Here is a 14,075-nt window from a genome sequence, read left to right on the forward strand (position 1 = left end):
GGAGACATATCATGGCCCTTTATCAGGCCCCGTCCTTCGAAGCCTTGGAGAGGTTGAGCCTGAGCCGCGATGCGGATCTGGCGCGGCGCGAGCTCATCAATGCGGAAAGCGTGCGCGGACGCGGCGCACAGTCGAACCGCTCCGGCCGCTTCGAAACCCACGCCCGCGAAAATTTCGACGATGGCTGGGGCAATGTCGAACCGATGCCGCTGTTCGAAACGACCGAGCATCTCGAGCGCGCCAAGACCATCATCACCACCAATGACAGCCCCGATATCGCTTTCGAACGCTCGATCAATGCCTATCGCGGCTGCGAGCACGGCTGTTCCTATTGCTTTGCGCGGCCGACCCACGCCTATCTCGGCCATTCGGCGGGGATCGATTTCGAGCGCGACATCTACGTCAAGGCCAATGCCGTGGAAGCGCTGCGCCAGGAGCTTGGCGCGAGATCCTATCGCCCCAAGGCCATCGCCATGGGCACCAATACCGACCCCTACCAGCCGGCCGAGCGCAAGCACAAGCTGACGCGCGGCATATTGGAAGTGATGCTGGAAACCAAACATCCGGTGATGATCACCACCAAGTCGGCGCTGATCCTGCGCGACCTCGATATCCTCACCGAGCTGGCCAAGCTCAATCTGGTCAAGGTCGCGATCTCGGTGACCTCGATGGACCACAAGCTGAGCCGCAAGATGGAGCCGCGCGCCTCCTCCCCCGCCCGGCGGCTCGAAGCCATCAAGGCGCTGAGCGAGGCCGGCATTCCCACCGCCATCTTCGCCTCGCCGATGATCCCGGCTATCAACGACATGGAGCTGGAACGCATTCTCGATGCCGGCAAGGCGCAGGGCGCGATCAGCGCCTCGATGATCCTCCTCCGCCTGCCCGGCGAAGTGCGCGACGTGTTCCGCGAATGGCTGTTGCGCCATTTCCCGGACCGGGTGCGGCACGTGCTCTCGCTGGTGCGCGATACGCGCGGGGGGCGAGATTACGATTCGCGCTGGGGCACGCGCATGACCGGTGAAGGCCCCTATGCCACCCTGCTCCGCCAGAGGTTCGAAAAGGCGCGCGAGCGCTATGGGCTCAATCCCAAGCTGCCGCCGCTGCGGGCCGATCTCTTCGAAGCGCCGCGCCTGGAAACACGGCAGATGAGCCTCTTCTGATCCAGGGCGTTCGCGGACATCGGGCACCACTTTTCCGGTCCAGACGGGCGACAAAGCAAGCGCCTGGATTGATTTCACCGCGTCGGCGACGCGGTGAAATGCTCTTATTCAGTATTGCGCGACGCGACGGGAATTGGTGGTCATGAAATCGAGCGCGGCCATGACGCCCTGAAGCGAGAGGCGGGTTTCGACCGGTGCCGGCCGGCCCTCCAATGGCACGGCCAGCGTCAGGGCCGCACGATCCTTCATCAAATCGACAAGGCGCGCCCGCAATTCGGCATCCACGACAAAATACTGGTTGATAGTGTTGTACCGGGTCTCGATATCGGTCCGCATGGCAAGGCTGATCGGCGGCTCGCCCGACAGTTTCAAGACCATCGGCCGGGCTTCGTCATAAATCGCGTCATCGGCTGCGACGGTGACGGCGATGTCGAGCGCGCCATCCAGACGGTTCAGAATCAATGTCAGCTTGTAGGCAGGCAGCGCGGCGCTGTTCTGGGCCTGGCTGCCCGTGCTGGCGAAGCAGGAAAAGCTGTAGAAGTCGGGACCATCCTCGTCGATCGCCGCCGGACAGGCCGCGAGCCAATCCCGGTGATATTCGCGCCACTCCCCGGAAGAGTGGTGGAAAGGCTCGGCACTCACGGATTGGGAAAGGCAGACAAGGGCGGCAAGGCCTGCGACATATCGCATGAAGATACTCTCGGCTTTGCCCCCCGGCGAGACTCTTATATCAGAAGAGGCCAGAAACGAGAACTCCCGGAGCCGGGTATGGCCGAAGAGACGATCAACGGGGTGAGACTGCTGGTGCTGGACGCCGATGGTCCGCAATTGTCCAGCGAGGCGGACGCGCTCGATGTCATCGGCCAGACCTATGGCATGGAGATTGACGCCATCGTCGTTCCGGCCAAACGTTTCGTGCCGGAGTTTTTCCAGCTGAGCACGACGCTGGCCGGTCTCTTTATCCAGAAATTCCAGAATTATCGCCTCCGCCTGATCATCATGGGTGATATTGCGGACAGGGTCGCGTCGAGCCAGGCACTGGCCGATTTCGTGCGCGAAACCAATCGTGGCGCCCACCATCTCTTCGTCGCCGACCGGACCGAACTGGCCTCTCGGCTGGAGGCGTCACGCTGATGGCCCGCAAGAGCGTAGTTCAGACCGGCCCCAGCCTCCTCGACGCTTTGCCGGACTGTCCCGATTTTTCCCACGAATCCATGCTGATGGCGCGCGGCGCACGCCTTGTCGCCGGCGTCGATGAAGCCGGGCGCGGCCCGCTCGCCGGTCCCGTCGTCGTCGCAGCCGTGCGGCTCGATCCCGATCGGATCCCGGAGGGCCTCAACGATTCCAAGAAGCTGACGGCCGAGCGGCGCGAGGCGCTCTATGCCGAGATCATGGCCTCTGCCGAAGTCGCCATCGCCACCGCGCCCCCCGACGAGATCGTCGCCCGCAATATTCGCGGCGCCACGCTCGCGGCCATGGCCCGCGCGGTGATCGCCCTGCCCTGCGCGGTGGATCGTGTGCTCGTCGATGGCCGCGACGTGCCGCCCGGCCTGCCCTGCGAGGGCCTGGCCCTTATCGGCGGCGACGGCCGCAGCGTGTCCATCGCCGCAGCCTCCATCGTCGCCAAGGTCGTGCGCGACCGGATGTGCACCATCATGGATTGCGACGCGCCCCATTTCGGCTTTTCGGGCCACAAGGGCTATGGCACCGCCGCCCATCTCGCGGCGCTCAACGCCCACGGCCCATGCCGCCACCACCGCGCCGAATTCGCTCCGGTCGCGGCGCTGCTGGTGCAACAGACGCGTGTCGTGGTCGAGGTTTAACCCCTCGCTAACACCTTGCAAACCCTCCCTTAACCCTGAGCGCCTATAAGTGAATTGTTAGTGCTGCGTTAGGGTTAAGAGTATGTTGCGTACCGCGCGTATGGCCGTTGAGGTCAATGCGGAAGAGGCCACCCGCCTCCCGATCGACACTATTCTCGTGGGCGATTGCATCGACCACATGAATTCCCTGCCGGCCGGCAGCGTCGATCTGATTTTCGCTGATCCCCCTTACAATCTGCAACTCGAGCAGGGTCTGACCCGTCCCGACCAGTCCAAGGTCGACGCGGTCGACGACGATTGGGACAAGTTCGACAGCTTTGCCCATTATGACGCCTTCACCCGCGGCTGGCTCAAGGCTGCGCGGCGTCTGCTCAAACCCGATGGCGCCATCTGGGTCATTGGCTCCTATCACAATATTTTCCGGGTCGGCACGGCACTCCAGGATCTCGATTTCTGGATGCTCAACGACATCGTCTGGCGCAAGGCCAACCCGATGCCCAATTTCCGCGGCACGCGCTTTACCAATGCGCATGAGACGCTGATCTGGGCCTCGAAGAGCCAGAAGAGCCGCGTCACCTTCAATTATGAAGCGCTCAAGCTCTCCAATGACGACACGCAGATGCGCAGCGACTGGCTGTTCCCCATCTGCACCGGGGCCGAGCGCCTCAAGGGCGAGGATGACAGCAAGGTTCATCCGACCCAGAAGCCCGAAGCGCTCCTGTTCCGCATTCTCAATGCAACGACCAAGCCCGGCGATATCGTGCTCGACCCCTTCTTCGGCACCGGCACGACCGGCGCCGTGGCCCGCAAGCTCGGACGCCATTTCATCGGCATCGAACGCGAGGAAACCTATATCGCCGCGGCGCGCCAGCGTATCGCCTCGATCCGGCCCGCCGTGTTCGACGCGCTGCAGTCGGTCACGCCCAAGCGCAAGGAAACCCGCATTCCCTTCGGTTCGCTGGTCGAACAGGGCCTGATCGAACCGGGCGCGCAACTTTTCGACTTAACGAAACGTTACTCTGCCATGGTTCGTGCAGACGGCTCGCTCGTCTCGGGTCCGCACCAGGGGTCGATCCACAAGGTCGGCGCCCTGGTTCAGGAAGCCGAGGCATGCAACGGGTGGACCTTCTGGCACCACGACTATCTTGGCGTTCTCGAGCCCATCGACGTGTTGCGGGCCAGCGTGCGCCAAAAACTTGATTTGCTTTCTGCCTGATCCTGACCTCCAATCGTCTCAGGCTCTATCGACTGGCCGCCGGTTTGCCCCGGCGGCTTTTTTGTGTGCTCGTCCCCTCGGCAAAGCCTTGAAATCTGGGGCAGAAGTCCCATTTTCGGTGTCGCAGCTTTTTGAGGGTAAAAATGGCAACGGATCGGGTTTCAGCCCAATATGACATCGAGAAGAAGTCCCTGCTGGTGGCTTACCTCCTCTGGGCGTTCCTCGGCTATGTCGGCGCCCACAGGTTTTATCTCGGACGCCCGCTCAGCGGGCTTCTGATGCTGGCATTGTCCGGCATAGTGCTGCTCGTCACCCTGGTCAGCTTCGGGCTTTTGAGCTTTCTGTGGTTCATCGTGGCCGTCTGGTGGTTCATCGATGCTCTTCTTATTCCCGGCATGGCCGCGAGCCGGAACACCGATATCGCCGACCGGGTCTTCGGCCGCCGCTAGCGCAGCCCTGCCTGCGCCAACACCTTTCGGAACAAGGTCGGCAGTGCCTCGCCGCCGAGCGCGTGCGGGGCGCTCCACCAGCCGGTGTCGAGCCCATCGGGCGCCACACTGGCCGACCAAACCTCCAGCTCCAGCCGGAAATGGGTGAACACATGCACGACCTGCCCGCGATGCCGCCACTCGGCGGCCAGCGGGTAGTCGGGTTCGCCCAATTCCGAAGTCCATTCTGACGTCGGCACCTCGGTCATCTTGGCCAATAGCCCCTTGTCCGGCCGCGTGCGCAGATAGACGTCGCCATCGGCGTCGGTCATGACGAAGGCATGGCCCTTGCGCACCGGCTTTTCGGCCTTTTCCGGCTTTATCGGATAGAGCAGCGGCGTGCCGTCTCTTGCCGCGCGGCAGTCCGACTGCAGCGGGCAGAGCATGCACAGCGCGGATCGCGGCGCGCAGATCGTCGCCCCCAGATCCATCATTGCCTGGGCAAAGTCGCCGGCGCGCGCCGGCACAGAGGCCTGGAGGGCCGCCCAGAGTTCGTCCTTGGCCTCGCGCACCGGGACCGGCAGCGCATAATAGCGCGCCAGCACCCGGTCGAGATTGCCGTCGAGCACGGCGACCTTCTCGTCATAGCAGATGGCGGCAATGGCCGCGCTGGTATAGGCGCCAATGCCCGGCAGGCTCAAAAGTCCCGCCGCAGTCGTCGGAAACACGCCGCCATGCTCCTCCACCACCGCAATTGCGCAGGCATGCAGGTTTCGCGCCCGGGCATAATAGCCCAGCCCCGCCCATTCACGCAGCACGGCGTCGAGCGGCGCCGCGGCGAGATCGTGGACACTCGGCCAAAGGCTGGTGAAGCGGAGGAAATAGGTTTTGACCGCCGCAACGGTCGTCTGCTGCAGCATCACCTCGCTCAGCCAGATGCGATAGGGATCGGGCTTTACCCCGCCGGCCCGATCAGCGGGCGACACGCGCCAGGGCAGATCCCGCGCGTGGTCGTCATACCAGGCGAGAATTGCGGCCGCGTCGATCCGGCGCGGAGAGATGAGCTGCATGAATTCAAACTATCGAGGCGTTACAGCGGCCAGTATGGCGTCGAGCTTTTCATCGAGGCGTTCAAGCCGAAGCTCCACACCATCCAGACGGGAAACGTAGCCGTCCAGACGCCCCTCAAGCGCTGTTTCGAGGCGGGTTTCCAGATTGGCGATGGCGCCACCCAATTCGAGCTTAACCAGCGTCTCCAGATCGTCGCGAAGTTCGACGATCCGATGTTCCTGCCGAGAAAAATGCTCGGAAATAAGGGTAAAGGAGCGGCGGATCTCCCGGCTTTCGATCCGAACGGCGCGAAGTTCATCCAGCAGCTGTGCCTGCTGCCGACTTAGAAATTCGAGAGTGACTGTCTCGTCAGAGATCATGGTGTGCTCCAGTCCGAGCAATATAGGCCATTGCATGCTTATCTGCTAGTAGACCGACATGGCCGATACCACGCCCGAGCCCAAACGCCGCAACAAGACGCTCAACCTCGCCGATGTGCTGGCGGGGGCGCTCGATCCCGTGCTCAAGAAGCGCGGCTTTGCCACGCGCGATATCATCACCCACTGGCAGGCCATCGCCCCGCGCCCTTATGATCAAATCACCATGCCCGACAAGCTGGTCTGGCCGCGCAAATCCGCAAACAGCCATGAAGGCGCCGTGCTTTATCTGCGCTGCGCGCCGGGACAGGCACTTCTTGCACAGCATGACGCCCCGGCGATCGCTGCGGCGGTGAACCGCTATTTCGGCTATGTGCTGGTTCAGGACGTCCGCCTCTCGGCGGAGCCGTTCACGCCGGGTTCAGGCCGGAAGACCCAAAAAACCAGGGAGCCGAGCCCGAGCGAAATCGCAAAGGTCAGCGAAGCGGTCGAAAAAGTGGAAGATAGCGAGCTGCGCGAAGCGCTGAGAACCCTCGGACTGGCGCTCTCCAGCCGGTCCGGCAACAAAAGGGAATGAGTGTTCACCCCCAAGTGATAATCTTGCCCACTTGCCGACACGCCGGCCTTGTGTAGTGTCGCCGTCATAAAAACCAGGAGCCTGAGACGTGAAATTCAATCGCCGTGAGACCCTTGTCCTTGCAGCCGCAGCATCGGCGCTGAGCCTATGCGGCATTTCGGCCAGCCAGGCTGCCGAAGGCGACGTGATCGACCAGGCCAAGCTGATGGCCCCAGCCGGCGGGATTGCAGACAAGATCCTGGGCAATCCGGATGCACCGGTCACCGTCATCGAATATGCCTCGCCGACCTGCCCGCACTGCGCGACGTTCCACAACACCGTCTATGAGCACTTCAAAGCCGAATATGTGGACACGGGCAAGGTCAAGTTCATCCTGCGCCCCTTCGTGCGCAACGTGCTCGACGCGGCCATCTTCATGCTGGCCGAAGCTGCCGGCGAAGCCAATTACCACAATGTCATCGGGACCTTCTTCAAGACCCAGACCACATGGGGCACCTCGGACAAGCCGCGCGACGCGATGCTCGACGTGGCCATGCAGCTTGGCTTTACCCAGGAAAGCTTTGAAGCTGCCTTGACGAATCAGGACCTGTTCACCGGGATGGAAGCCCAGCGCGAACAGGCGCTGAATGAATTCGGACTCCAGGGCACGCCGACCTTTTATGTCAATGGCAAGACGCTTTCGGGAGACAAGACGCTTGCGCAGCTCGCTGCCGAGATCGACCCGCTTGTGCCTGCCGATTTCGTCGCGCCAACCGCTGCGACCGAAGCTCCTGCGACGGACGCCATGGCTCCGGCCGGCGACGCAATGGCACCAGCCGGCGGCACAATGGCACCGGCCCCTGCCCAGCCGTAAGCTTGTCAGTCGACACGCTTGCCTGCCTGTTGGGTTCAAGCGTGCCGGCCTGACCATACACTTTATGCAGCACCTCCCCCTTGAAGGGGGAGGTTGGGAGGGGGTGCGGACGCCCCCCTATCCCGACGCCTCCTCCCCCGCCCTCCCCGCTGGCACTGGGGAAAATCCGTGAAATTCGAACGCCTCCGGCTGCACGGCTTTAAATCCTTCAGCGACGAAACCATCCTGGTCATGGAGCCGGGCCTCACCGGCATTGTCGGGCCGAACGGGTGCGGAAAATCCAATCTCGTCGAAGCCATGCGCTGGGTCATGGGCGAGAATTCCTACAAGGCCATGCGCGCTTCGGGCATGGATGATGTGATCTTTTCCGGCTCGGGCAATCGGCCGGGGCGCAACTCGGCCGAAGTGACCCTCGTCCTCGACAATAGCGATCGCACCGCCCCCGCCGCCCTCAATATTGCCGATGTGCTCGAAGTGACCCGCCGCATCGAACGCGAGCAGGGCTCGGTCTATCGCGTCAACGGCAAGGAAGTGCGCGCCCGCGACGTGCAATTGCTGTTCGCCGACGCTTCCACCGGCGCTCATTCTCCCGCCATGGTGCGCCAGGGTCAGATCGGCGAGCTGATCGCGGCAAAGCCCACGGCGCGACGGGCGCTGCTCGAAGAGGCAGCCGGCATTTCGGGGCTGCATTCGCGCCGCCGTGAGGCCGAATTGCGCCTGCGGGCAGCCGAGCAAAATCTCGAACGTGTCGAAGACGTCATCGCCCAGATCGAGATCCAGCTCGAGACGCTGAAACGCCAGGCGCGCCTCGCCATCCGCTATCGCAGCCTTTCCGGCGACATCCGGCGCGCCGAGGCGACGCTGTTTCACATTCGCTGGGTCGCCAGCCGTGCCGCCGAAAAAGAGGCCGAGGCCGCGCAGTCCGTGCTGATCCGCCAGCTCGCCGATGCCATGCACGAAGAGCATGAGGCCAAAAAGCGCGTCGACACCAGCGAGGCCGCGCTCACTCCGCTCAAGGAGCGCGAGGCGGTGACCGGGGCCGTGCTGCAGCGCTACAAGATCCTCCACGAACAGCTGGCCGACGAAGCGCGCCGCATGGACCAGCGCCGCGCCGAGCTGGAGGATCGCCTCCGCCAGATCGCCGCCGATGGCGTGCGCGAACGGCAATTGGTCGAGGAAAGCGAGGAAACCCTCGCCGCCTATGCCGAAGAGCGGGCCAATCTCGAAGCCGAGCAGGAAGAGAACCAGGCCGAATATGATGCGGCCCAGGAACTGGCCGAGGCCGCGCGGGACGCTGTCATCGCGGCGGAAGCCGAGAGCCGAAGTGCCGCCGACCGGCTTTCACAATTGCGCGCCCGCCGCGCCGAGGCGCTCCGCATGACCCAGGATGCCCAGCAAAGACGCGCCCGCCTGCAGCAGGAGCTAAGCACCGTCGAGGCCGAGATGGCAGAGATCTCGGCAACGCTCGACGCGGATGCGGCGGTGCATGAGGCCCGCGCCGCGTTGACCGAGGCGCAGGACAACGCCGAGGAGGCAGAGGAAACCGCCCTCGCCGCCGAAGAAGCCGCCATGAATGCGCAGGGCAGGCTCGACGACGCGCGCCCCCGCCTCGGCGAGCTCGACGCGCTGGTGACCCGTCTTGAAGCGGAGGCCACCACGCTCGGCAAGATGCTCAATATCGGCGCCAGCCTGTGGCCGGCAATCGTCGATGAATTGCGGGTCGAACCCGGCTACGAAACCGCACTCGGTGCGGCGCTGGGCGATGATCTCGAAGCGTCCTCGGATGCCGGGGCACCGATGCACTGGTCGGTGGCCATTGAAGGCTATGACGATCCGGCCCTGCCCCAGGGCGCCGAGCCGCTGTCGCGCTACGTCGTCGGCACCCCCTTGCTGAAGCGGCGCCTCGACCAGATCGGCCTTGTCGATCCGGCTGACGGGCCCAGCCTGATGCAGGCCCTCTGGCCCGGTCAGCGCCTCGTGACCATCGATGGCGCGTTCTGGCGCTGGGATGGACTGGTCTCGGCGGCCGACGCTCCGACCCCGGCGGCGCAGCGCCTCGCCCAGCGCAATCGTCTCGCCGAGCTGGACGAAGAAATCCTCCGCGCCAAGTCCGAGCGCAACACTTGGCGGCGCGATGTGGACAATCTCACCCGCCAGCTCGACGACGCGCGCCAGGAAGAGCGCAGCCGTCGCGAAATGTGGCGTGCGGCCCAGCATGCCATCGGTGTTGCCCAATCGTTCCTCGATACGGCACAGCGCGCCCTGGGCGATCTTGCCAGCCGCAAATCGGCGCTCGAGGAAGCTCATAGCCGTATTCTCGCCGGCCTCGAGGAAATCGAGGAGCGCCGTGCCGCCGCCGAGGACGCGCTGGCCGATGCCGATGACGAAGGCTCAGTCGCCCAGGAGGTCGAGGCCGGCCAGCGGCGCCTTTCCCGCCTGCGGGACGAAACCGAGCAGGCCCGCGCAAAACTCTCCAATCTCGATGCCGCCGCGCGCATGCGCCGCTCGCGTCTCGAACAGCTCATGCGCGACAGCACCGCCTGGCAGCGGCGTTTCGAAAGCGCAAAAGGACACCTCGCCACGCTCGACCAGCGCACCGCCGATGTCCAAACCCAGATGCGCCAGCTTGCCGATGCGCCGGATGGCTTTGCCGATCGCAAGGCCCAGCTCGAAGAGCAGATCGAGGAGGCCGCCGAAGCCCATGGCGAGGCCGGCGACCGTCTCGGCGCGGCCCAGACCCTCTGGCGCGAGGCCGAAAAGCAATTGCGCGCCGCCAGCGAAAAGCTCGCCGAAGTGCGCATCGAACTCAGCCGCATCGAAGAGCGCCTCAAGGGCAATATGGCCCAGCGCCAGCAGATCGAGCGGCAGGTCGAGGAAACGCTGGGCATTGCTGCCAACAAGACGCTCGAAGTCTCCGGCATCCGCCCCGAGGAAGCGCTACCGGCCGAACGCGTCATCGAGCAGAAGCTCGACCGGCTGAAAGCCGAGCGCGAGCGTCTGGGCGGCGTCAATCTTTCGGCGGAAAAGGAAGCGGAAGAGGTTCAGGAAAAGCGGGACACCATGGTGCGCGACCGCGATGAGCTTATTGAAGCCATCGCCAAGTTGCGCGCCGGGATTTCCGCGCTCAACCGCGAGGGCCGGGCGCGGCTCAACGAGGCCTTCGGCAAGGTGAACGCCCACTTCCAGGAGCTGTTCACGACACTGTTTGGCGGTGGCACGGCGGAGCTGACCTTTGTCGAAAGCGACGATCCGCTGGAAGCCGGGCTCGAAATCATTGCCCGTCCGCCCGGCAAGAAGCCCCAGACCATGACGCTGCTTTCAGGCGGCGAGCAGGCGCTGACGGCGATGAGCCTGATCTTTGCCGTCTTCCTCACCAATCCGGCGCCGATCTGCGTGCTCGACGAGGTCGATGCGCCGCTCGACGACGCCAATGTGGAGCGCTTCTGCAATCTGCTCGAGAGCATGCGCCAGCGCACCAATACGCGCTTCCTCACCATCACCCACAATCCGATCACCATGAGCCGGATGGACCGGCTCTTCGGCGTCACCATGGCCGAGCGCGGCGTCTCGCAACTGGTCTCGGTCGATCTCCAGACCGCCGAAAGCTTCCTCGAAGCCGTGTAGCTTCGGGGCTACGGCCTAGACGAACCAGATGCCATCCTCGATCTGGCCGGCGACATTGGCCTTGTTTTCGGCACTGTCCGAGAAATTGACCAGCACGGCGTCGCGGCCCATGCCCTTTTTCAGCCCTTCGTCGATCCAGAACGCGAACCCCGACGCGTCGGCCCCACGCTTGAGCACGTTCCGGTAGAGCAGGCCGATAAAGGCCTCGTCGGAGACGCTGGAGGCGGTGCCATAGAGCGAGGCAAATTCATTGGAGCCAATGAAATTGCTGGCTGCCCAATAGACATTGCCCTGCCCCTGATCCATCGCCTTGATCCAGAAGCCGAGGCCCTTTTCATCCGGCGTGCGGTTGAACGCCGCCTGATAGAGCCGATAGGCCTGACCGGCATTGCCGTCATAGTCGAAGGCGAGGACCGCGTCGGTGAAATTGATCCGCTCGGCCTGCATCACGATCATGTCCCAGTCGCTGGCCCCGTGGGAGATCATGTGGACGATATCGCCGCTGCGGGACACTTCCCACAAGACGGAGCGGGAGATGTCGGTGACGACGATGTCGAAGCCCGTTCCGGCATTGACGCTGAAAACCTTGCCGCTGACATAGACCACGTCATTGCCGCTCCGCGTCACGACGAGATCGCGGCCGCCACCGGCATAGATGACATCGTGCGCGCCGGTACCATGGATGATTTCGGAGGCGGCGGTCCCCCTCTGGGTCAAGGTCAGGCTCGCCTGGTCCCAGTTCCAGCTGGCAATCTGGGTGCCCTTCTGTCCCGGCGTGCCATACATGGCCTGGATGGCCTGCGCGTCCATGACGCCCAGGCGATTGTCATAGTCATTATAGGTCATGACCGTATTGGCGCCATTGTCCTTGCTGGGGTTCAGCAGCGGTTCGGTGCCGTCGTGAGGATGCTCCATGCCCAGCGTGTGGCCGATTTCATGCAGCATGACATGAAGATTCATGCCGGTTTTCTGATCGAGGAAGACCCCGTCATAGCCATAGCTGGGCGAAAACAGGGCCGGCTGGCTGCCCTTCATGTAGACACCCGAGGACGGCATGGAGCCCTGACCGGCCACCGTCCCCGCCAGTTGGTAGCCACCCGCCTCGATATCGCCCATTCCCGAAGGCACTTCGAAAAAGACGATGCCCGAGACATCCTCCCAGGTCTTGATGGCCTCGCGGAACAAGGCCCGCTCCGCGCCGGTGAGGGGACGGAAATAGTTGGGGTCGCTATATTTTACGCCTTCGATATTGGCGGGAACGACTTCGGCAAAGGAATAGGTCAGAAAGAGCGCCTTGGCCTTGATGGTCCCGCCATAGGGCTGGTTCCAGCTCGATTGGTTGCTGAACAGCGCAGTATAATCGTCGACATATCGTGCCATGATGTCCCCCGAGAGCGGCCGAAAACCTTACCGCAACCAGTGTCGAGAAATTGTTAACGTTCCGGTAATGCTGTTGTCCGGCGGGCCCCGGCAAAAAGGGTGGGCCACATGCGCCTGATGGCTTGATAGAGCGGGCCTCGGGCCAAAATATGGTGCCGGCCGGCGTCCCGCCCGGGAGAGAATCCTCCTCCATCGCCATGACTCCGCCAGAATTGAGCTGTGGACAGCATGCCGCACCCGGCCTCCAGTGGAAAAAACCCTTTTAAAACATGATCTTAATCTATCAAGGCGCGCCTTGACACCATAAGGGGGCACCACTATGTTGCGCCCGACTTAGGAGGCGCGCCCGTTTTAGCGGGTAAGGGCCGGCCAAGGGGAGTGTGCGGATGGCAAAACCGCCGGAGAACCAAGGCCAAACCGATAGCGCCACCGAGGCAACGCGGGATCTCGCATCGCGCATTGCCTTGGCCAAGCGGGAGCGCATGCTGGCGGACAACAGATCCGCGGGTGGCAATTCCGGGTCGTCGGAAGGCATGAACCGAGGCATTCGCATCGGCAGTGAATTCGTGGCGGCTGTGCTGGTCGGTGCCGTTATCGGCTATCTGATCGACCTTGGATTGGGGACCAGCCCCTGGGCCATGCTCATCATGCTGATGATGGGTTTCGCTGCTGGAATATTGAATGTCACCCGTGTGGTGGCCGAAATGAATGCCGCGACGGCAGTCCCGTTGGAGCCAAAAGACGGTTCCGACAAGGATGCCGGAAGCGGGCAATAGATTGATGACGCTTAGAGGGCTCCATGGCCGGTACTGACCCGATCCACCAGTTTGTCATCTCCGATTTGATCCCGATTCACATCGGTGACCAAGCAGCCGGCACGGCGATGAACTTCTCGTTCACCAATTCGGCGCTTTTCATGGTCGCCACCGTGGTGATCCTCACCGGTTTCATGGTGATGTCCGCCTCGCGCAACGCGCTGGTTCCGGGTCGTTTCCAGCTCATGGGTGAGCTGGCCTACGGCTTCGTGGCCAATATGTTGCGAAGTTCAGCCGGCACCGAGGGAATGAAGTTCTTCCCCTTCGTGTTCTCGCTTTTCGGCTTCGTGCTCGTGGCAAACCTGCTCGGCATGTTCCCCTACTTCTTCACCGTGACCAGCCACATCATCGTCACCGCTGCCCTCGCGTTTCTCGTGATCGGCGTCGTGATCATCTATGGTTTCTTCCGTCACGGCTTCAAGTTCCTCAAGCTTTTCGTTCCTGCCGGCGTTCCTGCCTATGTGCTGCCCATCGTGGTGCCGATCGAGATCATCTCGTTCCTGTCGCGCCCGATCAGCCTGTCGGTTCGTCTGTTCGGTAACATTCTTGCCGGCCATATCACTCTCAAGGTGTTTGCTGGCTTTGTGGTCAGCCTCAGTGCCCTTGGCGCGCTTGGCTGGCTGGGTGCCCTGCTGCCGCTCATCATGACTGTGGCAATCACGGCACTCGAACTGCTCGTCGCGGTAGTGCAGGCCTATGTGTTTGCGGTGCTGACTTCGATGTATCTCAACGACGCGGTCCACCCATCACACTAAGGCGTTGAGTCCCTTAA

Annotated in this window: 14 protein-coding genes; 10 read left to right on the forward strand and 4 right to left on the reverse strand. The window is 63.1% G+C overall.

The window, feature by feature from the left end; all coding sequences use genetic code 11:
- Positions 1-11 precede the first annotated feature (11 nt).
- Positions 12-1,160, forward strand: coding sequence for a PA0069 family radical SAM protein (locus tag N0P34_RS16100; protein WP_275604238.1), 1,149 nt, complete (start codon positions 12-14; stop codon positions 1,158-1,160).
- Between the two features lie 108 nt (positions 1,161-1,268).
- On the opposite strand, the gene N0P34_RS16105 is transcribed toward N0P34_RS16100, so the two are convergent.
- Positions 1,269-1,850, reverse strand: coding sequence for a hypothetical protein (locus N0P34_RS16105; protein ID WP_275604239.1), 582 nt, complete (start codon positions 1,848-1,850; stop codon positions 1,269-1,271).
- 78 nt (positions 1,851-1,928) lie between these two features.
- Between N0P34_RS16105 and N0P34_RS16110 the strand changes: the two genes are divergently transcribed.
- The 4 genes from N0P34_RS16110 to N0P34_RS16125 all read left to right on the forward strand — a co-directional run bounded on the left by N0P34_RS16110 (position 1,929) and on the right by N0P34_RS16125 (position 4,648).
- Positions 1,929-2,294 carry a DUF4180 domain-containing protein gene (locus tag N0P34_RS16110; RefSeq protein WP_275604240.1) on the forward strand — a complete coding sequence of 122 codons (366 nt, stop codon included), beginning with the start codon at positions 1,929-1,931 and terminating at the stop codon, positions 2,292-2,294.
- Positions 2,294-2,983: a ribonuclease HII gene (locus N0P34_RS16115; RefSeq protein WP_275604241.1), complete on the forward strand. Its 690-nt coding sequence runs from the start codon at positions 2,294-2,296 to the stop codon at positions 2,981-2,983. The genes N0P34_RS16110 and N0P34_RS16115 overlap by 1 nt, the downstream gene beginning before the upstream one ends.
- A 100-nt stretch (positions 2,984-3,083) precedes the next feature.
- Complete coding sequence (locus N0P34_RS16120; protein ID WP_275607004.1) at positions 3,084-4,199, forward strand: site-specific DNA-methyltransferase; 1,116 nt, start codon at positions 3,084-3,086, stop codon at positions 4,197-4,199.
- Between the two features lie 143 nt (positions 4,200-4,342).
- Positions 4,343-4,648: a TM2 domain-containing protein gene (locus tag N0P34_RS16125; RefSeq protein WP_275604242.1), complete on the forward strand. Its 306-nt coding sequence runs from the start codon at positions 4,343-4,345 to the stop codon at positions 4,646-4,648.
- On the opposite strand, the gene mutY is transcribed toward N0P34_RS16125, so the two are convergent.
- Both mutY and N0P34_RS16135 read right to left on the reverse strand, forming a co-directional pair.
- Entirely contained in the window at positions 4,645-5,697 is a 1,053-nt protein-coding gene (gene mutY / locus N0P34_RS16130) for an A/G-specific adenine glycosylase (protein ID WP_275604243.1), read from the reverse strand. The two genes, N0P34_RS16125 and mutY, sit on opposite strands and share 4 nt — an antisense overlap.
- A 9-nt stretch (positions 5,698-5,706) precedes the next feature.
- Positions 5,707-6,057, reverse strand: a complete 351-nt coding sequence (locus N0P34_RS16135; RefSeq protein WP_275604244.1) for a hypothetical protein — start codon at positions 6,055-6,057, stop codon at positions 5,707-5,709.
- Positions 6,058-6,115: 58 nt separating this feature from the next.
- Here N0P34_RS16135 and N0P34_RS16140 point away from each other — a divergent pair, with 58 nt between their 5' ends.
- The 3 genes from N0P34_RS16140 (at position 6,116) to N0P34_RS16150 (ending at position 11,108) form a co-directional block, all read left to right on the forward strand.
- The gene (locus tag N0P34_RS16140; protein WP_275604245.1) at positions 6,116-6,631 is read left to right on the forward strand and encodes a DciA family protein; all 516 of its coding nucleotides are present in this window, start codon (positions 6,116-6,118) and stop codon (positions 6,629-6,631) included.
- An 88-nt stretch (positions 6,632-6,719) separates the two neighbouring features.
- Positions 6,720-7,484, forward strand: a complete 765-nt coding sequence (locus tag N0P34_RS16145) for a DsbA family protein (protein WP_275604246.1) — start codon at positions 6,720-6,722, stop codon at positions 7,482-7,484.
- Positions 7,485-7,652: 168 nt separating this feature from the next.
- Complete coding sequence (locus N0P34_RS16150) at positions 7,653-11,108, forward strand: AAA family ATPase (protein WP_275604247.1); 3,456 nt, start codon at positions 7,653-7,655, stop codon at positions 11,106-11,108.
- A 15-nt stretch (positions 11,109-11,123) separates the two neighbouring features.
- On the opposite strand, the gene N0P34_RS16155 is transcribed toward N0P34_RS16150, so the two are convergent.
- A complete protein-coding gene (locus N0P34_RS16155) occupies positions 11,124-12,488 on the reverse strand; it encodes a DUF4214 domain-containing protein (protein ID WP_275604248.1) in 1,365 nt (454 codons plus the stop codon).
- A 386-nt stretch (positions 12,489-12,874) separates the two neighbouring features.
- Between N0P34_RS16155 and N0P34_RS16160 the strand changes: the two genes are divergently transcribed.
- Complete coding sequence (locus tag N0P34_RS16160; RefSeq protein ID WP_275604249.1) at positions 12,875-13,264, forward strand: AtpZ/AtpI family protein; 390 nt, start codon at positions 12,875-12,877, stop codon at positions 13,262-13,264.
- A 23-nt stretch (positions 13,265-13,287) separates the two neighbouring features.
- The gene (locus tag N0P34_RS16165; protein WP_275604250.1) at positions 13,288-14,058 is read left to right on the forward strand and encodes a F0F1 ATP synthase subunit A; all 771 of its coding nucleotides are present in this window, start codon (positions 13,288-13,290) and stop codon (positions 14,056-14,058) included.
- Positions 14,059-14,075 lie beyond the last annotated feature (17 nt).

This window comes from Devosia sp. FJ2-5-3, assembly GCF_029201545.1.
GTDB lineage: Bacteria > Pseudomonadota > Alphaproteobacteria > Rhizobiales > Devosiaceae > Devosia.